Raw genomic sequence first — 19173 nt, 5'->3', positions numbered from 1 at the left:
CCTCGATGCCCGAGCTGGTGGACCGGTACCAGGTCCGGACACTGCACCGCCTGCCACCGCACCTTCACCAGCATCGCCGCCTTCGACAAGCACCGCTCCGGATCGCACGCGAAAAGCACCCGACACTGCGTCGACCCCGAAACGGTCGGCCTCGTCCCGGCCGGCCGCGCGTGGCCCGGATGGTCCCTGCCCGGCACCTGGGCAGGACCAGCGGACGACGCAGCAGCCAGCGAGCCCGAAACCTGCTGATGTTCACGCTCGTCGACCTCGAGAACGTCCTCGAACCCGAGACCTACCGAACCATCAGCCAAGCCCTCGACCGCGCCACCAAATACGCAATCTGGGCCGGCCGCCCCTGGCAAATCACCGATCCCACCGGCCGCCCCGCCTACTCCGCCCGCTACCCGAAAGGCACCTGACATGACCGTCCCGACCGCACCCCGATACCCTTCGCCCGCGTCGACCGCCGTCGACATGCCCGCACTCACCCCCGAGCAGCGCGCCCGCGTCGCAGCACTCCGCGCCGCCAACGGCGTCCTCAACGCACCAGACCCCATCGACCTCGTCAACCTCGCCCAGTACATCGTCACCGGCGACGACCCATGGGAATCCTCCATCACCCGCATCGCCACCGCGGCCGCAGACACCGCCGCAACAGCCCTCGGAGACGCGATCGGAAACACCACCACCACCGGTGGCGAGGACGGAGAAGACCAGTGACCGTTCCCGCACACAACCCGTACCCACCCGACAGCGCCGACAACTACCCCGACTGGCCGGCCGACGACAACGGCACCATGCCCGACAGCGTCAACAACCTCGCCGCCGCCGTCATCGGCCGACGCATCGTCAGCGTCGAGCCGCACGTCTCGTTCAACAGCAACGACTTCGAAGCAGCAGGCGACAGCGAATGGTGGCACGACAGCTTCGCCGCGCTCATGCTGACCCTCGACGACGGGCGCCGCGTCGCCATGGTCGAACAGGGTGACTGCTGCGCGTTCACCGACATCAAGAAGTTCCTGCTGCACCCCGACAAGGTCAACCACGCCATCACTGGCGTCGCCACCGAGAACGGCTACACCAAGTGGCACATCCTCGCAGACCTCGGCGACGTCCTTGAGCTCGACGTCGACTGGTCGTGCGGCAACCCGTTCTACTACAGCTACGGCTTCACAATCGGCATCTCCAACACGATCGACGGCCACGTCATCACCAACGAACTCCCCGCAGGCGGCGACACATGAGTGAGAACACCGGGATGTTCCAGCAGCCCGACGACACCTACACGCACGTCCCCGACGGACCACCGAAGCTGGCCGGCCGCGACTTCTACACTCCCGCGATGCGGATTCAGCGGCTGCCGATCCCGGTCGCAGACGAGGTACTGCCCCCCGGACCCGGATGGGCCGACGCCGGAACCATCAGCGGAGACAACCCGCACACGCCCGAGTACACCGACACTGCGAACTTCGGCACCATCCCAGATTCACCATGGATCCTGACCGGGCCATTCACCGTGCCGATCGAAGTGAAGTTCATCGACATCAACCACGACGTCGTCACCTGGCTCGTCGGTCGTACCCCATGGAACTGGGTCGTCCGCCCCAAGATGAAGCGCCGCGCGGCCCGCCGCATCGCCGGCTACACACGGACAGGACGACGCCGATGATCGCCGACATGCCCTTGGCCGCGTTCGATCTCGAGACCACCGGAACCGACGTCACCCACGACCGCATCGTGACCGCCACCATCATCACCATCGACGGCGCGAAAGTGAACGCCGACGAATGGCTCCTCAACCCCGGCATCGACATCCCCGAAGGCGCCGCCAAGATCCACGGCATCACCACCCAGAAGGCCCGCGCGGAAGGCCAGGACTACAGCGACGGCTACCGGCAGATCCGCGACCGCCTCGAAACCGTGTGGGCCCAAGGGCACGCCGTCGTCATCATGAACGCCGCATTCGACCTGTCGATGCTGCACTGGGAAGGCCTACGGCTCGGGCACCCCGAACTCGTCGTCGGCGCCGTCGTCGACCCATACGTGATCGACAAGCAGATCGACCGGTTCCGGCGCGGGAAGCGCACCCTCACCGCGCTGTGTGAGCACTACGGCGTCGACCAGGGAGCCGCGCACGACGCGACGGGAGACTGCCTGTCGGCGGCGCGCGTCGCATGGAAGCAACTCCGCCTACCGGACATGGCGTCGTTCGACGACGTCGAGTCCCTGATGCGCGCGCAGGCCCAGTGGCGCGCCGAGCAACAGCAGTCCCTGCACGAGTACTTCCTCCGCCAGGGCAACCACGAAGCCGCCGCGACGGTCGACGGCGAATGGCCAGTCAGGAGAACAGCATGAAGCCCAACAAGCTGGGCGAGGTCGTCGAGTCGATCCCGCTGCCGATCGTGTTCACTGCGACCGAAGGTGGCGACGCACCGACCCCGCAGGACATGCACGAGCAGGCCTGCAAGATGGCTGGTATCAACCCGCGGTGGGTCGACACCGTCGGCATGGAGAGCGACAGCGCCGGTACGCGCCTCGTCGTCGAGATGAAGACCATCCGCATCCCTCTGGTGGAGCCATGAGGATCACCCCGAACAGTCCGGCGATCTGCATGCACGAGGAACTCGACACCGACATCGTCGAAGTCCGGTCCGCAGGCGTGCTGCGCGTCGACGTCAGCATCGTGTGCCGCGACTGCGAAACTCTCCTGCAACGCGAAACCCACACCATCCCGATCGGAGACACGGCATGAGGCACCTGATGTGGTGGTGGCAGAACTTCACCGACCGACTCTGGGTCCGCATCGACATCGCCCTCTACCGCGCGCACCGCCGCCGCTGCGAAGCGTGCCGCAACGGCGACGTACGCGACCAACTCGCCGACGACATCGGCGACACCAAATAGCCGCCAGACAACCAGCAGTGACAGTCTGACTGTCACTACCATGATCGTCATGGGTGACGCGAACAAGAGCCCGCGAGTGCAGATCCCCCGCACAGAAGCACACGCCGAATGGCTCGACGACTACATCAGCGGAATGAGCCTGCGCGCGATCGCAGCCAAGCACGGCGTCACGCACCCCGCCGTCCACCACGTCATCCACCGGCAACTCGCCGCAGCACGCGAACGACGAGACCAACTCGCCGACGAACTCTACGAGATCCAAGCCCGCCGCTACGAACTCCTCTGGACCGAAACCGTCAAAGCCCTCGCCGACGCCAAAGCGAACCGCGAAGTCGGCGTCGCCCAACTGATCAGCGCCGGCCGCGGCGTCCTCGACTCCCTCACGAAACTCCACGGCCTCGACCAACCGATGCGCGTCGACGTCACCGTCACCGAAACCAGCGACGTCGACCGCGAACTCGCCGACCTCGCCACCAAACTCCGCGACAAGGCGATCAAGGACGCACAGGCGGCAGGCCTCCCCGCGCCGGACCTCCCCGTCCTCGACGGGATCGTCGAATCCGTCACCGAGGACTGACGCGTGTCCGTCCTCGCCGGGATGACGCACGAGCAGAAGCTCGCCCTGAAACGCGACCTCGCGGAACGCGTCGTCAAAGCCGGGCTCACCCTGCCGTCCGCCTCATCGCCGGGCGCGTTGGCCGCGCACTGCGACCTCGGCCTCACCGTCGAACGGCCCCACACGACCGCGATCGACAACGCACTGACCCCGCTCCTGACGCAGGAGAACGGGCGCGTCATGATCTTCTCGCCGCCCCAGCTCGGCAAGAGTTCCCGCGGTGCGCGCTGGTTCCCGTTCTGGTGGCTCACCATGCGACCCCGCGACCGGATCCTTCTCGCGTCGTTCGCCGCGTCCCTCGCCCAAACGCACGGCGGCGCCGTCCGCGAGTACATCCGCATGTACGGCGCCGACTACGGACTCCGACTGTCCTCGACGCAGTCAACGAAAGCCGCGTGGGAACTCACCACCGGCGGCGGCCTCCGCTCCGTCGGTGTCCGCGGCGGCCTATCCGGTCACCCGATGGACCTCGGGATCATCGACGACCCGTTCGCCGGCCGCGCCGAAGCGGACAGCCCGACGATGCGGGAAGCAGTGTGGAACTGGTACTCGGGTGTGTGGTCGGCCCGACGGTCGCCGACGGCCCGCGAGGTCATCATCATGACGCGCTGGCACCAAGACGACCTCGCTGGGCGGCTCCTCGACCGCGACGGCCGCATCGAAGAAGGCGGCGACTGGACTGTCCTGCATATGCCGGCGCTCGCACTGAAGCCGGAACCCGCGAAGGGAGTGTTCGCGGACCCTCTCGGGCGTGAGCCGGGGGAGCCGCTGTCGCATCCGAAGATCGCCGACGGCGACCACGGTGCGCTGCTGGCGCACTGGGCGCGGCAGAAGCAGCGGTCGACGGCCCGCGACTGGGGGTCGATGTATCAGGGCACGCCGTGGTCGGCGGAAGGATCACTGCTCGATGACGATGCGATCCGTGCAGCGACGATGGGGCGGCCGGATACGTTCAAGCGGGTAGTGATCGGGGTCGACCCTGCGGGTGGTGGCCGGGACAGTGTCGGCATCGTGGCGGTCGGTCTGGATAGTCAGCGGCATGCATGGTTTCTCGACGACCGGACGGGCAAGTTGTCGGCGGCGGAGTGGCCGGAAGCGGTGTGTCTGGCGGCGGCTGAGCATGATGCGGGGACCGTGGTGGTGGAGAAGAACTTCGGCGGCGACATGGCGAAGCAGTTGATCGCGCAGGCGTGGGAGAAGCTCGCGGATCGTGGCGCGGTGTCGGGGTTGTGTCCGCATGTGTCGGAGGTGACGGCGAAGAAGTCGAAGGTGTTGCGTGCGGAGCCGATCGCGCAGGCGATCCTCACCGGGCGGGTGTTCTTCGCTCGCGGTGTCGACCTCAAGCAGTTGGCGACGGAGTGGACGATGTGGGAGCCCGGTAGTACGTGGTCGCCGGGTGCGTTGGATGCGGGTGTGCATGCGGTGACGGAGGTGTTGCCGGCGTCGCCACGCGGCAGTGAGGTGTCGAATCCGGTGCGTCGGCGTCGTGGTGAGGGTGGGTCTGGTCGTGGTTTGGCGGGGCGTCGCCGCTGAACGGAACGTGAGTAACAGTGAGCACTGTTACTGTGTGATGGTTGGGTTCACACCGCCCCGACATGATTCCGAAGGAGAAACCCTGTGAGCATCACGAATCCGGCAGTCTGCCGGTGCCCCCGCAAACCGCGTTTCACGGCGTGGTTCCGCCGCGACTGGACCTGCCCGCGGTGCGGCAGGGCGTGGTTCAGCATTCGCCGTTGGGACGGTCGCCTCGTCGGCCGGGAATGGCTTCCGGCAGGGAAGGGGCAGGCATGACCACCACCGAAGACCTGTACCAGAAGGCGTATGCCGTAGTCGATGACACACTCGGGTGGGAGGCATGTGTCCGCGCTGTCGTGGACCTCGCCCTCGACGCTGAGTATCGCCCCGGATACAGCTCGGGCGACCTCGGAGCGCTTGCCGAGCAGACGGCAGACGGAGAAGCCCTAGCGCAGTTGGTCCGCGACGTGCGGGACGGAGACGGGCACACCGTGCAGATCGACGGCGTACTCATCGCCCAGTGTGACGAGCACGGACGCGTGGAGGCCCGTCACACACAGGCACGTCCCGACTGGGAGGTGCTGCGGGAAGCGGCGGACCTCATACACCCGAAGTCGCACCCGACAGGGATGTGGCTGCCAGCGGAAAGGGTTTTGCGCGACGAGGCGAAGCGCCTCGAAGCCGAGCACCAGGCCGCGCAGGAGGCGGAGGCTGCGGAGGCTGAGCGGGAGAAGCTGATCGAGCAGGCGGCACCGCTTCTGTACGACGGGTACATCACGGAACCTCAGGCATGGCCCGACGACTACCACCCTGGTGGCGTGGAGGTCGCGCGTAGTCGTGCGGCGTCTCTCGTGGACGCTGGTTGGCGACCCGCCCCGGAGTCGGACGGCGGTGAGCAGGCATGAGCGGGCAGGACGCGCGGGACGTCATCGCCGAAGCGATCAACGACGACGGCTGGACGTGCGACGTGCACGAGCCTCATCGGTTCGGCGAGTGCACGCCGTGCCGAGACGCGCAGACGCACACTGCTCAAGCCGCACTCGACGCGCTCACCGACGCCGGCTACGCGATCGTGCGCCTGCCCGAGAGGGACATGACCAGCGAACACGCCACGCCCGAGTCCCAGCACGAGGTGCCCCTCTGGGCGCTCGGCGACGGCCTAGTCGCGGTGGTATCGACCTGCTGCGGCGAACTCTCAGTCACCGGTGGCGATTACCAGCCCGACGAGGGGCGCACTCTCGCCGCCGCTATCCTCGCTGCTGCCGCTCACGCTGAGGCGGGTGAGAGCGATGAGTGACCAGATGACCATCGAGCAGATCGGGTTGGTCGAGCCTGCGGTGATACGGGCTGCACTGGCCGAGCATCAGCGAGTAGCGGGGATAGCTCGCACCGCGATGTGCGTTTGCGGCTGGGAGGTGCCGCTGCGCGGCAATGCGAATCCGGCAGTCCTCTGGTCAGCACACTTCATCGAGGTGGTGACGGCATGACCGGCACTGATCCCGCGATCCTGGCGGCGCAGCGGGCGTGGGAGTCCGAGGGCTGGGGCGGCCCCGGTCGTCCGCTCGAAGAAGGAATGAGCGAGGGGAGGCTCGCCGTGGCCGCCGTCCGCGAGGCTTTCGCCTCGATCCGCGAACTACACAAGCGAAGACGATCCCCTGGCCGTACTTCCGGCGCTACGACTCTCCTACGCACATCACCGGGTGCGATCACTGCAACGGTCAGTGGCCGTGCTCGACCGCCCGCCTCATCTACACCAACGAGGAACTGAACCAATGACTGAAATCCGTATCCGCCACGAGTTCGCTAAACGCGGCGCAGTGCTCGGTGACGTCCCGCTCTACGAGGTCGACACCGTCATCCCGGTGATCAGGCGGTGGGGCCTGTACGACGACGAAGGCAACGTTGATCCGTCGCGACTGTCCGGGCAGTTCTGGTACAGCGCCGATGCCAACGCAGCGTGCTTCGAGGTCCTCATCGAAGCGGAGGCGACCGATGACTGAACAGCCTGCGGAGCCTGACACCACCGACATCGTGCAGCGTGCACGGGAAGCACTCGACGGCATCACGCCCGGACCGTGGAAGATCGATGAGCACGATGAATCGGCGCTCGCCTCCATTGTGTCGGTCGCCGACGACCGACTTGGCGGGTGGGTCGAGGTCGCGCGATCGCTGGGTGACGACGCCCGCTTCATCGCCGCCGCACCCGACCTCGTGCGCAAACTGGCTGCTGAGGTGGAGAAACTGCGGGCACAGCCTGTAGAGCTATCGGCCCAACTCCTGGCCGACGCCGCAGGATGGGAAGCGGTCGCAGAAGAACACGCCGACACTCTCGGCAAGGTCGACGCTGAGGTCGAGAAGCTATGCGCCACCGTCGATCGGGTGCAGAAGATGGCCGAGCGTTGGGAAGCTGATCCTTGCGTGTGCGGCTATCGCATCCCCGACGGCAACGACACGGATTCGCAGTGCCTCCACTGCGGTGCGACTTCGTTGCTCCGCGCACTCGACGGGGAGTCCGGCCGTGGGTGACTTCACGCCCGCCGGCAGTACGTCCGGTGCCCGCACCCGAGGCACTCGTAGAACACGGTCGCGGACGGATGCCCGGGCGGTGCACCCCACGAGCGGACCACGTTCCCGCGCACGATCTGCAATCCCAGATCCGACCACCGCAGACCGCAACCGTGGCAGTCGAGCGGCATCGTCGACACCCACCCACCACCGGGCGCCTCAACCAGGCCCGGCGAATACCAGCACCACGACACCCCATCCACGCGCGCACCCTAACGCGCACCACCGACAGGACACTCCACATGACCGAGCCTGACCGTTCCGATCCCTGCGTCCTCATCGGCGCAGCGATCTGGACACTCCTCGTCCTCATCCTCGCCATCGTCATCGTGACCGCCATCTAATGCCCGCCGGCGTCCACCCCCACTGCGACATCTGCGGAAGCACACTCAACTCCTGGGTAGTCCGTGTCTGCCATCGCTGCGAGACACAAACGGCAGTTACAGTTAACTCTGTTACTGATGCCCCGCCCGAGGAGATCCCTTGTCGACGCTCGTCGCCGTCCTCACAATCGGACTGATCGCACGCCTCACCAGGCTCTGCGTCGCCGACCAACTCACCTACGGCATCCGCGCCCGGATCGTCGTACGCCTCGGCCCCGACCACCCACTCTCGTACCTCGCGACCTGCTCGTGGTGCCTGAGCGTGTGGATCGGGGCCGCAGTCAGCTGCGCCGCATACTTCTGGGCCGACACCCGCTGGTGGTTCATGGTCGCACTCGCTGGCACCGCATCACTGATCACCGGATGGGCCGCCAACTGGCTCGACCCCGCACCCGAGAGCGAGGACGCGTGATGGCACACCTGCCCGGCACCCTGCACATCGCGTGCGGCCAGTGCGGCGACACCATCGCACTGCTCGTCCAGCCGACCACCGTGCATCCCACCGGATACACCAACCCCACCACAGTCCTGTCCGTCGACACCCGCCTGCTCGACGCCCACAACACCAGCCACCACCCGACGAAGGAGGCGTGATGGGACGCGCACCCGACTCCAACGCATCGATGTACGCGCCCCGCCGCCGCGCACCACTCGGCCGCCGCCTGCGCGTACCCGACGGCGCCCAAGTCATGCACGCCGCGAAAGACGCCAACACCCCGTGGCCAGCGATCACCGCATCCGCCCAAGTTCTGTCCAAGCGGAAGATGGACCGCAAGGTCAAACGAGCCCCCGTCGAAGGCTGGCAGAACGAAGCATGGGCGATGCGCGCCGAGACCGGCGAACTCCGCTTCATCGGCGACCGCCAAGCCAACGCCTGCTCCCAGGCCCGCCTCTACGTCGGGAAGAAGGAAACTCCGAGCAGTGACGTCGTCCCCGTCGACGACGGCAGCATCCCCGCACAACTATCGGCCGCACTGTTCGCGAACGCCGGCATGGTCGAACAAACCCTCCGCCGCGCCGCGCAGCACCTGATCTTCAACGGCGAATCGAACCTCCTCATCCGCGAAGACGAGAACGGGCAACTCACCTGGGACGCGCACTCGATCACCGAGATCACCGGCAGCCCTGGCCGCTGGAAGCTCAACAACGGCGTCGACAAGCCCCGCGACATCGGCGACGACGAAATCCTCATCCGCGCATGGCGTGCCGACCCCGAATACTCGGCGCGCGCCGACGCACCCGTCCGGGCGATCCTTTCGACCGCCCGTGAACTCCGCGCCATGAGCATGTACGTGTCCGCGCAGATGGAATCCCGCCTCGCAGGCTCCGGGCTGCTGCTCATTCCAGACGGTCTCGAGTCGATGCACTCGCAAGGCGGCGACGATGACGACGACTTCGACCTCGCCGACGAACTGACCGACTACCTCGTCGAAACAGTCAAGGACCGAGACCTCGCATCGAGCATCGTGCCGTTCATGCTGACCGGTACCCCGGACCTCATCGAGAAGGTCCGGCACATGACATTCTCCACCGAACTCGACCAGCAGGTCCCAGACCTGAGGGACGAGTCGATCCGCCGCATCGGCCTCGGCATGGACTCCGACCCCAGCGTGCTCCTCGGACAGGCGTCCAGCAACCACTGGTCCGCGTGGGCTGTCGACGAGAACGAGATCAAGTTCGGGGTGCAGCCGATCGTCGCGATCATCTGCCATGCCCTCACCGTCGGTCTGCTGCGGCCGCTGCTCGTCGAGCAGGGTGTCTCGGACCCGGATCTGTACTCGGTTTGGTACGACACGACGCCGCTCCTGGTCCGCCCGGACCGGTCGAAGGACGCCCAAGCCTTGTATGACAAGGGCGTCATCTCCGATGCGGTCCTGCGGCGCGAGAACGGGTTCGACGACACCGACGCCCCGAGCGATGAGGAACGCACCCGCGCGATCATCCGGGAACTCCTGTCGACTCGCTCGGACCTCATCGACAAATGGCTCCCCGCCCTCGGGATCGTCGTACCCGGTGTCACCGACAACCCTGTCCGCGTCGACGACACCCTCTCCGACGCGGTCCTCGAACAGCAGCAAGACAACAGCACACCGCCGGCCCCCGACACAACACCCGCGGTGGCACCCGAAGCGGACAACGGCCCACCGATTCCGGGGGAGACGGAGGCAAGCCAGTGACAGACACCGCCCGCGACGTGCTCCTCGCCTGCGACATGGCCGTCCGCCTCACCCTCGAAGCCGCAGCCCGCTCCATCCGCAACCGCCGCGGCCGCGCCGCCCGCGCACTCTACGACGGAGTCCCCGACGACAAGCTGTACCTCGCGCTCACACCAGCACCAACAGTCGCCGAATGGGAACGCTTCGCCGACACATTCACCCGCTGGTGGGGCCTGCCGTCCGTCCTCGCCGACACACCGCGGCAACGGGCCTACATGGTCGCCTGCCACGAATACGTGCGCGCGGCGATCCTGTCGCAGACACCGCACGACGTCGACGCCCTCCACGCATTCCTGGCAGAAGCCGATGCGGTCGCACCCGCCCGCTAGCCTGTCCCGCATGGCAGCCGAACACCGGCTCGTCCTCGCCGAAACCAGCATCGAGGACGCAGTCGTCGCCGCGATGCGCGCCTGGCTCGACGCCGCACGCGTCCTGATCATCGCCGATGCCGCCAACCAACTCGGACTCACCGCCGCCGGACGGCACCGCCAGCCCGAACCCATCGGCCCGGACGTCCCGATGGCGACACCCGGCGTCAACCCCGAAGCCGCAGTACAGGCCGCGACCGGAGCCTGGAACGACTGGCGACGAACGATCGACAACAACGTCCTCCCCGCGGTGTCGATCGCGTTCGGCGACGCATTCCAGCAGTACCGCCTCGAACACCGCGACACCGGCAGCTTCACCCCGCAGATGCAGTACATGGAGACCGTCGCCGACCGCCTCCGAATCTGGCCGGAAGGAGCATTCGAAGAGATCCGGCCCGAACTCGTTGAAGCCCTCGCCAACGCAGAGACGATCGAGCAGATCACCGACCGCGTCGGCATGGTCCTCGGCATCGACAAAGACCAGCGCGCGATCAAGGCCCGCATCAACGAGATTGAAACGATCCTCGACGATCAAGACAACGGGCTTGATAAGGACGAAATCAAGTCTCTCCGCGCCGAACGCCGCGCCCTGTGGGAAGCCCACGACGAGGAAGAAACCCGCTGGCGGTGGAAAGCGCGACGCATCGCACGCACCGAAGCACACGGCGCCGTCAACGCGGGCGCGCTGGCCGCCGCCAGACAATCACAGGCAGCCACGGGCGACCGCTACTGGAAGCGGTGGCTCGCAACTGACGACGTCCGCACCCGCGCATCCCATCGCGTCGCCGACGGACAGACGGTGCCACTCGATGAGAAGTTCCGCGTCGGCGGATTCCTCCTCGACTTTCCCGGCGACCCGATCACCATCGCGCCGCACGAGACGATCAACTGCCTAACCGACCCGGATACGCCGATCGCCACAGACAGAGGGCCGAAGCGGGTGGCCGACATCCAGATCGGCGACCGCGTGCTGACGCACCGAGGGCGGTTCCGCCCCGTGGTTCGGCTCGCACCGTCCCGGACTCACTCAGGCGACGTCGTCTGCCTCGACGTCGGCGACGGCGTTCTTCGCCTGACGGAGAACCATCCGGTGCTGACGGACCAGGGCTGGGTGATCGCTGGGGAACTCAGCCGAGGCCGGATCGTCCTTTGCGCCTCTCCGATTGAGCTCGGCCATGGTTTCGAAGAGCCGAGTCTGCTCGGCGAGCGCCGCAGCAGCGCGCGGACCACGTCCGCCACGGACCCCGACGGGCCAGTTCGCGACGAGTGCGGCATGGCGCTTCTTGATGACGAGGTATGGGAGCAGTGCCGCGCACAGCTCGGTCGCCTGAGAGTTGGTGACCTGCCAGCGGAACATCTTGGACCAGCCGTCCTTGAACGGCTTCCCATTCGTGTAGACGATCCCGACACCGGTGACCTCGTGGAGAAACCGGATGATGCCCTCGTGGCTGTTCACCGCCAGAACCTTCGCGTGGTAGTTGAAGGGCCGAGCGGGGTCCTGTCCCTTGCTGCGCGCACGACCGATGGTGATCGTTCCCTCGCCGTCGATGAAAGCAGCGATGTAGGCGGCAGTGACGGGATCGAGTTTCATCCCACTATACTACCTCGCACAGTGGTGCGTTACTGGGTTGAACGCGCTGATCAAGTCCAGTTGTTCAACTTCGCAGTCGATGAGGACGAGTCCTATGTTGCGAACGGAATCGTCGTCCACAACTGTCGATGCACCGTCCTCATCTACCACGACGATGCGCTGCAGGATGAGTTGCAAGGGCCCGACGGAAGTATGGGGGAGGTACGGCCCGAAGGTGTCCGCATCGGCCCCGATGATCCTGACGATGTGCAGGCCGCGGTCGAGAAGGTCGTTGAGGACGAGCATCGTGCGCCACCAGTCGCACCGGATGACCGCGGAGAAGACCACGGGCAGACACCGCCGGCCGCTCCGGAACCCGTCGAACTGACCGACGAACGAGAGACACCGGTCGGTCCGGCACCAGACCTGGCGTCGTTCTCCGATGACGAACTGCTGGACCTGATGCGCGAAAAGGTCCGCTCCGACGACGGCGTGTACGAGGCGGCGATGGCCGAGTACGACCGCAGGCAGGACGACCGCGACGACTGACGTCCACCGGACCGTACCGGCGGTGGTGGATACTGGCAGACGAGAATGTCGCTGGCGGTAGGGGCCGGACACCCGAAACACCAGGGAGTCCCGCCATGCCCGACACTCTCGCCGCGATCACCGCTGCTGGCGTCGTCTACGACCGCTCCGATTTCGCCGACCCGCACCTCGACGGGCCGACCGCGCTCACTGTCACCGCGGACGGTCGAGTCTTCGGTCACCTCGCCGCCGCCGGTACCTGCCACATCGGGTACGGCGATCGCTGCGTCACCCCACCGACGAGCAAGAGCGGATACAAGTACTTCCACCAGGGAGTGGTCCGCACCAAGGATGGTGACCTCCCGGTCGGGAAGCTCACGATCGGCACCGGACACGCCAGCCTCGGACAGGACTCCGTCGCGGCGGCCGCTCACTACGACAACACCGGTACGGTCGTCGCCGCAGTCCGCGCCGGAGAAGACGCACACGGCATCTGGCTCGCCGGCCGTATCGTCCCGGGCACCCCGCCGGAACGGATCGACGAACTCCGCCGATCCGGAGTATCGGGGGACTGGCGCGGAATCGACGGGAACATGGAGCTCGTCGCGGCGCTCGCGGTGAACGTGCCGGGCTTCCCGGTTCCGCGGACCGAGGAACTCGTCGCCGCCGGCGGGGTCGCATCGCTGGTAGCGGCGGGTGTGGTCGCTCCGGATGCTCCGATGTCGGGGGAGGACTTGGAGCAGATGGTCGCGTCGGCGGCCGAACGGATCGTCGACGAGCGCCTCGCGGAGCAGCGGCGGCGGGCCGCGATCGTCGCGCGGGTCGAGCCGATCGTCGCGTCGGCGGGTGTGGACCGCCGTCAGCGTGTGGTCGCCAACGTAGAGCGGGTGCAGGCGGCGCGCGCGGCCGAGGACGTCGACGCGCTGACTGCCGCGGTCGATTCCGGGATCCCCGGCCACCTGCCCCGCGATCTGAAGAACTATTGGACCAAGGGCGCCGGACTGTCGCGGTGGGCGACGTCTCCTCATCCGTACACCGCGCTGACTCGTGCCCTGCGATCGGAGTTGCCGGCGAAGGCGCAGCACATGGTGAATGGGCTGGCGGCGAACCTGTTCAAGGCGGTGTTCGGGATCTACCCCGGCCAGCGGAAGGAACTCACCGCGGCGTCGGGTCGCCGTGTCCGCACGCAGGAGGGTGCAGATCGGTTCGGTGTGTCGGTGGGGGATCTGATCCCGGAGGCGGTCGAGCAGGCCCAGCAAGTCGGTGGTGACTTCGCAGAGGCCGCGGGCAACGACATCGCGAAGATGATCGACCCGAGCCGCAAGAACAAGCCGAAGCCGCCAGCACCGAAGGACGCGGTCTCGGAGCCAGCGCCGAAGCCCGACCCCAAGACTGAATCGAAGGCGAAGACGGCCGAACCGGTCGCCGCTCCGAAGAGCGGCCCCGGCGCCCTCGTCCCTGAAGGTGACGAGGCCGCGAAACCGTTTACGCAGGATGTCACTCCTGCGCCTGCGGAGAAGGCCGAGGACCTCGATCACGGCCCAGACGGTGCACCTGTCGTCCCCGACGACGCCCCTCCGGCCCGACTCGAGGGGACCGGTCCGATGGACGAGGACCAGTCTCCCTACTCGGGCGCGCTCGGCGGAAAGCTCCTGTCGTTCGATGACGGTAAGGCGTACTACGACGACGGTTCCTGGACCGACGGAGAGCAGTGGCATATCGGCGACGCTCCGACCCAGACTGAATCTGATCCGGCCGCGGCACTGACCGAAGCCGACGTGTACGACCCGGGAGACCCGGCAGCGAACCCCGAAGGCGCAGCGGACGGGGCCAGCATCGATGAAGGCTCTCCGACGCCGGGCACCGAGGTCACCGACACCGAGGTCCCTGCACGTACGGACGGCTCCGGCTACCTCGAGGAAGACCAGGTCCCGGAGACCGGCGCCTACGGTGGCGCGCTCGTCGACTACAGCGACGGCGTCGCGTTCTACGACGACGGCACCGACACCGACGGCACGACGTGGCGGCACTCCGAACCCTACGAGGACCCGGAAACGATTGCCGCGTCCGCAGTCCGCCACGCCCGCATCATGCGCAGACTCGGGTACACGGTCGCGAACCCCCGCCCAAAAGCCTGACCGCTGCCGGACGTCGGCGCGCACTTACCGCTGCTGGTGTGCGCCGCGTCCGGACCGCAGCGGGCGCCGCACGCTACAAGCAGCCCATCGGATCCATCATCGTCACCCAAGGCGGTGGCAAGAAGCCGCTGAACCTGTCGCACATGGACGACGGGCACCTCATGGATCTCATGCACGACCAGATCGCGCAGCAGAAGAACCCGGACATCTACGAGGCGGCCGCCGCTGAATGGTCGCGCCGGCAGCCCCCGTTGGAAGAACCGAGTGCACCGTTCCCCGATCCGTGGGATGAGCCCGATCCAACGCGCACCGACCGACTCGACATGATGACCGCCGAGCGCGATGCTGCCTACGCGCGACTGGCGTCCGGCGCGCACGTCACCGACAGCGAGTGGCAGGACGACGCCGACCGCTACGAGGTGTACTCCGAACTCATCGCGAACGAGCAGAAACTCGCCGCGACCAACTCGACGCCGCAGGGTGCGGTTCCGGGTCTGGTAGAGGAACGGCCGCAAGGTGACGGCGCATCGACGGTCGAGGTCTCAGCCGCGACGCGGAAACGGTGGGCGATCATGGAGCAGGCCGACCAACTCGCCGAAGCCGAGGGGATCAGCTACGAGGACGCGCTCGGTCGCGTTCAGGGCCTCGACCCCGAACAGGTACGACGTCGTGAAGCAGTCCGTCGCGGCACCGAACTCGGGTACTCGTCGACGAGTTTCAACGCGCTTGTCGACGAGATCCATCATCAGTACGTCTCCGAGATGGAACTCCGGATGGAGGACGCCACAAACGGGCACTTCATCGCCACTGAGCACAAGAACAACCCCGAGTTCTGGAAGTGGTGGAACAACAACGGGAAATCACTGTTCTCGATGACTGATGCTGAGGCTCGCAAGTACCTGTCTCCTGAAGCTCGCGAGTACCTGGATTCGATCGGTGGACGCGTCACCAAATCAGATGTGGTCGCGCTGATAGAGCAGGGTAAGCTGAGTGAGAACTTCGAGCCTGACTCTATCCAGGCAGCGTTCTCCAACTCGGAGACCAGATTCCGTCGAGGGGACTACCTCCAATGACTACTACCCGGGAACAGTTTGCGCAGGCGCAGCACGCCGGGGCAACGTCGTCGCTCGATGACACCTGCCCGTACACAGGTCTTCTCGCGCGGGCATGGCGGGATGCACGTCGAGAGATGGTCGCCGAGCGTCGTGAGGCCATGATGGCAAGGGCGCGCGGTGGGATGTAACTGCGGGTCGGGCCGTAAGGTCGTCGTGTACGAAGCGACGCGCTCCAACGGGACGGTGAAGCGGTATCTCACTCAGCGTGAGGCCGAGTCTGATGTGGCCAAGAACGGTGGCTCGTGGCGGCAGGTGACGCAGACCGTGCGGTGAACGCGCTACTCTGAGACTCGATAGCCGCTGGCGGTAGGGGCCGGGCACGCGCGAAATGCGCTCCCCGAGCCTCAAGGAGCACCCCGTGGCTACTCTCAACCTCCAGGCCATCCTCGATCAGACCGCGGGCAAGACCGCGGAAGACGTTGCTGGCATCGTCAAGGCCGCAGCATCCGCCGAAGGCGTCGACCGGGACCAGATCACCGCAGTCATGGACGAGGCGGTCGAGAAGTTCCAGGCGCTCAACGATCAGGACGACCTGAAGGGTGACGACCTCGCAGCGTTCGAACTGATCGGCGAGGTCATCACCGCGACCCGCGCCGTACAGACCGAACTCGCTGAGGCCGACGCCGCGGCGAAGGCCAAGCGTGACGAACTCGCGGCGAAGGTCCTCGGCACCGACGAGACCGCCGAGACCCCCGCCGAGGCGGAGGACCCCAGCGATGACGACGCGCAGACCGACAACACCGCGGCCGACACTGCTGACGAGGCCGCAACCCCGGAGGCCGCGCCGGAACCGGTGACCGCATCGGCGAAGCCGCTGCCCCGGATCAACCTCGCCACCATCAAGGGCAAGGCGCCCGAACCCAAGCCCGTCGAGACTCCGTCCGGACTGGCGATCACCGCCGCCGCCGGCGTCCGCGGCGTCGAGAACGGCGCCAACCTCGACATGGACGGCCTCGTCGCCGCCGTCCAGGCCCGCATCCAGGGCATGCCGCGCGGAGGCAACGGCTACGTCAAGGACGGTGTCGCACAGATCGCGGTCACCTTCCCCGAGGACCTCGTCGCGTCCGGCGACGGTGACGACACCCGAGTCATCAATCACGCCGGAGACCAGAACCGTCTCGACGGTGGACTGGTCGCATCCGGTGGTTGGTGCGCACCCAGCGAGACGCTGTACGACCTGGCTCCGATGCTCGCCGATCCCAACGCCGGACTCATCGATGTCCCCGAGACGCAGGTGAAGCGTGGCGGCATCAACTTCACCCAGGGAGTCGACTTCGCATCGGTGTGGGCGGGCAACGCCGGCCTCATGCAGACCGAAGCGCAGGCCGAAGCGAACGAAACCAAGGCGCTGTACCGGCCCACCTGCCCCGAGTTCACCGATGTCCGCGCGGACGTCATGTACTCCGGCATGACTGTCGGGTTCCTGCAGAACGACGCCTACCCCGAGACCACGAAGGACGCGCTCGCCGGCGTGACCGCGGTGCACGCGCACCGCTTCAACGCCGAGACCATCAAGCGGATGGCCGCCGCGTCGACCGCCGTCGACCTGACCGGCAAGATCGGACCGTCGGCGACCGGGTCGATCCTCAACGGCATCGGCCTGCAGATCACCGACTACCGGTACAAGTACCGTGCACCGGAATCGCTGGTCCTCGACGTCGTCCTCCCGATCTGGACCAAGGAAGTCGCACGCGCCGACTACAGCCTGCGCGAAGGCATCCCGCTCGAGAACGTCACCGATCAGATGATCGCGAAGTGGATCGCCGACCGCGGCGGCCGAGTCCAGTGGGTCTACGACTGGCAGGACGCCTACACCGGTGTCACCGGCGGCTTCGGGTCGACGACTGCGATCACCGAGTACCCGACCAGCGTGGAGGCACTGATCTACGTGTCGGGCACGTTCGTCCGCGGCCGCGGTGAGGTCGTCAACCTCGACATGGTCTACGACTCGGCAGAGGTCCAGAAGAACGACTACTTGCAGATGTTCATGGAGGAGAAGCTGCTCGTCGCCAAGCGCGCGTACAGCTCGCTCAAGGTGAAGCTGGCGCTCGGGGTGAACGGCACCGTCGGTGCCGCGCAGGTCCTCGACAGCAACGGCAAGGTCGTCCCGGCGACGCCGTAGTGACGTCGGGTCGGGTACCGATGACCGCCCCCGTCCGGTACCCGGCCCGGCAACCACCGCCCCTTCTGACTTGAGGAACATCTGATGGCAGTCGCCCCGCCCCTCTTGATCCCCACCCCGCAGCTCGCGCCGCCGCGGGGCGGCCTGCTGTCGGTCGCCGACATCGTCGCCCCAGGGGATCTGCACTGGCAGAACGGCGTCGAGTACGCCACCAATCCCACGCCTGGCGGTGTCGCCGACGAAGTGTCATGCGACCCGATCGACCCGGCCGACCTTCCCGAGGGCGTCCCGGTCGTGACCGACGACCCGCTCCGTGTCCACACCGGATTCACATGCAAGCACCCCGGACTGACCCGCGACGAAATCCAGGCGTACGCGCGTAACAAGCTGACCGCCGGTGAGGGGCCAGCCGTCGAGCGTAGTGTGTGGCCGACGATCATCGCCGACGCGACCACGATCGCCGGAACCGGTGCGGTGTCGCTGCTCGCAGGGCTCGGCGACCTCGAAGCGTGGCTCTACGAGTCGTACGGCGGCACCGGAGTGATTCACGTGCCCCGCGGCGCGCTGCCGTTCCTGGTGAAGGCGAAGCAGATCGTCGTCGGCAGTGGAGGCTCCCTGACGACCGTGCTCGGCACCAAGGTCAGCGCCGGAGCCTATCCCGGGACCGGGCCAGCCGCCGCCGAGCCCGCGGCCGGCGCGGCGTGGATCGCGGCGACCGCCGCGGTCCAGGTCCGACGCTCCGAAACCAAGGTCCGCACCGACAACGGGGCCGCCTACTTCGACCACCGCGACAACAGCGTGATCGGCCTGGCGGAACGCCTCTACGTCGTCAGTTGGGAACACCTGGCCGCCGCTGTTCAGATCACTCTCGAGGAGGCTCCCTGATGCCGACGATCATCCCGAAGGACCGCGCTGATTCACAGCGTCTCGCTCGCGCTCTGCTCGACGCGGCCGGCGATCGACCGGAGCGGGTCCGCACCATCAACCCGCGCGGGCGCCTGGCGTTCGTAGTCGACGACGAACTCGCCGCGGCGGTCGGCACCGGAGACTACGCACCGCCGCCGGAGGCGCCGAAGAAGCGCGCACCACGCAAGACCAGCGCGAAGACCACCGACTAACGGTCCGATCGACCA

Annotated in this window: 26 protein-coding genes; 25 read left to right on the top strand and 1 reads right to left on the bottom strand. The window is 67.0% G+C overall.

All coding sequences use genetic code 11. The features are described from left to right. The first annotated feature begins 179 nt into the window (after positions 1-179). The 15 genes from ACK8HH_RS17255 (at position 180) to ACK8HH_RS17185 (ending at position 7561) form a co-directional block, all read left to right on the top strand. Positions 180-419: a hypothetical protein gene (locus ACK8HH_RS17255; protein WP_412475395.1), complete on the top strand. Its 240-nt coding sequence runs from the start codon at positions 180-182 to the stop codon at positions 417-419. Between the two features lies 1 nt (position 420). Further along, the gene (locus tag ACK8HH_RS17250) at positions 421-720 is read left to right on the top strand and encodes a hypothetical protein (RefSeq protein WP_412475394.1); all 300 of its coding nucleotides are present in this window, start codon (positions 421-423) and stop codon (positions 718-720) included. Beyond that, a complete protein-coding gene (locus tag ACK8HH_RS17245) occupies positions 717-1244 on the top strand; it encodes a hypothetical protein (RefSeq protein WP_412475393.1) in 528 nt (175 codons plus the stop codon). Before ACK8HH_RS17250 ends, ACK8HH_RS17245 begins: the two co-directional genes overlap by 4 nt. Next, the gene (locus ACK8HH_RS17240) at positions 1241-1669 is read left to right on the top strand and encodes a hypothetical protein (RefSeq protein ID WP_062367357.1); all 429 of its coding nucleotides are present in this window, start codon (positions 1241-1243) and stop codon (positions 1667-1669) included. The genes ACK8HH_RS17245 and ACK8HH_RS17240 overlap by 4 nt, the downstream gene beginning before the upstream one ends. Next, complete coding sequence (locus ACK8HH_RS17235) at positions 1666-2355, top strand: 3'-5' exonuclease (protein ID WP_411815684.1); 690 nt, start codon at positions 1666-1668, stop codon at positions 2353-2355. The genes ACK8HH_RS17240 and ACK8HH_RS17235 overlap by 4 nt, the downstream gene beginning before the upstream one ends. Further along, positions 2352-2582 (top strand): hypothetical protein, encoded by a 231-nt coding sequence (locus ACK8HH_RS17230; RefSeq protein WP_062367361.1) that lies wholly within the window; start codon positions 2352-2354, stop codon positions 2580-2582. The genes ACK8HH_RS17235 and ACK8HH_RS17230 overlap by 4 nt, the downstream gene beginning before the upstream one ends. Next, positions 2579-2752 (top strand): hypothetical protein, encoded by a 174-nt coding sequence (locus ACK8HH_RS17225; RefSeq protein WP_412475392.1) that lies wholly within the window; start codon positions 2579-2581, stop codon positions 2750-2752. The genes ACK8HH_RS17230 and ACK8HH_RS17225 overlap by 4 nt, the downstream gene beginning before the upstream one ends. Then, the gene (locus ACK8HH_RS17220; protein WP_412475391.1) at positions 2749-2904 is read left to right on the top strand and encodes a hypothetical protein; all 156 of its coding nucleotides are present in this window, start codon (positions 2749-2751) and stop codon (positions 2902-2904) included. Before ACK8HH_RS17225 ends, ACK8HH_RS17220 begins: the two co-directional genes overlap by 4 nt. 49 nt (positions 2905-2953) lie before the next feature. Beyond that, entirely contained in the window at positions 2954-3481 is a 528-nt protein-coding gene (locus tag ACK8HH_RS17215) for a hypothetical protein (protein WP_411815683.1), read from the top strand. A 3-nt stretch (positions 3482-3484) separates the two neighbouring features. Continuing rightward, positions 3485-5053, top strand: a complete 1569-nt coding sequence (locus tag ACK8HH_RS17210; protein ID WP_412475390.1) for a terminase large subunit domain-containing protein — start codon at positions 3485-3487, stop codon at positions 5051-5053. 254 nt (positions 5054-5307) lie between these two features. After that, positions 5308-5940: a hypothetical protein gene (locus ACK8HH_RS17205; RefSeq protein WP_412475389.1), complete on the top strand. Its 633-nt coding sequence runs from the start codon at positions 5308-5310 to the stop codon at positions 5938-5940. Next, complete coding sequence (locus ACK8HH_RS17200) at positions 5937-6332, top strand: hypothetical protein (RefSeq protein WP_411815680.1); 396 nt, start codon at positions 5937-5939, stop codon at positions 6330-6332. Before ACK8HH_RS17205 ends, ACK8HH_RS17200 begins: the two co-directional genes overlap by 4 nt. A 4-nt stretch (positions 6333-6336) precedes the next feature. Beyond that, entirely contained in the window at positions 6337-6522 is a 186-nt protein-coding gene (locus tag ACK8HH_RS17195; RefSeq protein WP_411815679.1) for a hypothetical protein, read from the top strand. A gap of 285 nt (positions 6523-6807) precedes the next feature. After that, positions 6808-7035, top strand: a complete 228-nt coding sequence (locus ACK8HH_RS17190) for a hypothetical protein (protein WP_412475388.1) — start codon at positions 6808-6810, stop codon at positions 7033-7035. After that, the gene (locus ACK8HH_RS17185; RefSeq protein WP_412475387.1) at positions 7028-7561 is read left to right on the top strand and encodes a hypothetical protein; all 534 of its coding nucleotides are present in this window, start codon (positions 7028-7030) and stop codon (positions 7559-7561) included. Before ACK8HH_RS17190 ends, ACK8HH_RS17185 begins: the two co-directional genes overlap by 8 nt. A gap of 2 nt (positions 7562-7563) precedes the next feature. Here ACK8HH_RS17185 and ACK8HH_RS17180 read toward each other — a convergent pair whose 3' ends face one another. Next, on the bottom strand, positions 7564-7803 hold the full coding sequence (locus tag ACK8HH_RS17180) for a hypothetical protein (RefSeq protein WP_411815674.1): 240 nt from the start codon (positions 7801-7803) through the stop codon (positions 7564-7566). Positions 7804-8083: 280 nt separating this feature from the next. Here ACK8HH_RS17180 and ACK8HH_RS17175 point away from each other — a divergent pair, with 280 nt between their 5' ends. From ACK8HH_RS17175 to ACK8HH_RS17130, 10 genes are all read left to right on the top strand, one after another. Beyond that, on the top strand, positions 8084-8395 hold the full coding sequence (locus ACK8HH_RS17175; RefSeq protein ID WP_411815673.1) for a hypothetical protein: 312 nt from the start codon (positions 8084-8086) through the stop codon (positions 8393-8395). Next, the gene (locus ACK8HH_RS17170; protein ID WP_411815672.1) at positions 8395-8577 is read left to right on the top strand and encodes a hypothetical protein; all 183 of its coding nucleotides are present in this window, start codon (positions 8395-8397) and stop codon (positions 8575-8577) included. The genes ACK8HH_RS17175 and ACK8HH_RS17170 overlap by 1 nt, the downstream gene beginning before the upstream one ends. Continuing rightward, positions 8577-10160, top strand: a complete 1584-nt coding sequence (locus ACK8HH_RS17165) for a hypothetical protein (protein ID WP_412475386.1) — start codon at positions 8577-8579, stop codon at positions 10158-10160. Before ACK8HH_RS17170 ends, ACK8HH_RS17165 begins: the two co-directional genes overlap by 1 nt. After that, positions 10157-10528 (top strand): hypothetical protein, encoded by a 372-nt coding sequence (locus ACK8HH_RS17160; protein WP_062368052.1) that lies wholly within the window; start codon positions 10157-10159, stop codon positions 10526-10528. Before ACK8HH_RS17165 ends, ACK8HH_RS17160 begins: the two co-directional genes overlap by 4 nt. Positions 10529-10538: 10 nt before the next feature. Further along, positions 10539-12686 (top strand): phage minor head protein, encoded by a 2148-nt coding sequence (locus ACK8HH_RS17155; protein ID WP_412475385.1) that lies wholly within the window; start codon positions 10539-10541, stop codon positions 12684-12686. Positions 12687-12781: 95 nt separating this feature from the next. Further along, the gene (locus ACK8HH_RS17150; RefSeq protein ID WP_062368050.1) at positions 12782-14803 is read left to right on the top strand and encodes a hypothetical protein; all 2022 of its coding nucleotides are present in this window, start codon (positions 12782-12784) and stop codon (positions 14801-14803) included. A gap of 38 nt (positions 14804-14841) precedes the next feature. Next, entirely contained in the window at positions 14842-15876 is a 1035-nt protein-coding gene (locus ACK8HH_RS17145; RefSeq protein ID WP_062368049.1) for a hypothetical protein, read from the top strand. Positions 15877-16276: 400 nt separating this feature from the next. Then, positions 16277-18040 (top strand): major capsid protein, encoded by a 1764-nt coding sequence (locus ACK8HH_RS17140; RefSeq protein ID WP_197462955.1) that lies wholly within the window; start codon positions 16277-16279, stop codon positions 18038-18040. A gap of 84 nt (positions 18041-18124) precedes the next feature. Then, positions 18125-18925: a hypothetical protein gene (locus tag ACK8HH_RS17135; protein WP_412475384.1), complete on the top strand. Its 801-nt coding sequence runs from the start codon at positions 18125-18127 to the stop codon at positions 18923-18925. Beyond that, complete coding sequence (locus ACK8HH_RS17130; RefSeq protein WP_062368046.1) at positions 18925-19158, top strand: hypothetical protein; 234 nt, start codon at positions 18925-18927, stop codon at positions 19156-19158. The genes ACK8HH_RS17135 and ACK8HH_RS17130 overlap by 1 nt, the downstream gene beginning before the upstream one ends. Positions 19159-19173 lie beyond the last annotated feature (15 nt).

Origin of the sequence: Gordonia sp. LUNF6 (assembly GCF_047041125.1) — a bacterium.
GTDB classification, from domain to species: domain Bacteria; phylum Actinomycetota; class Actinomycetes; order Mycobacteriales; family Mycobacteriaceae; genus Gordonia; species Gordonia sihwensis.
The sequence above is the reverse complement of the archived record's forward strand: the minus strand, read 5'-3'. Positions and strand labels throughout refer to the sequence as shown.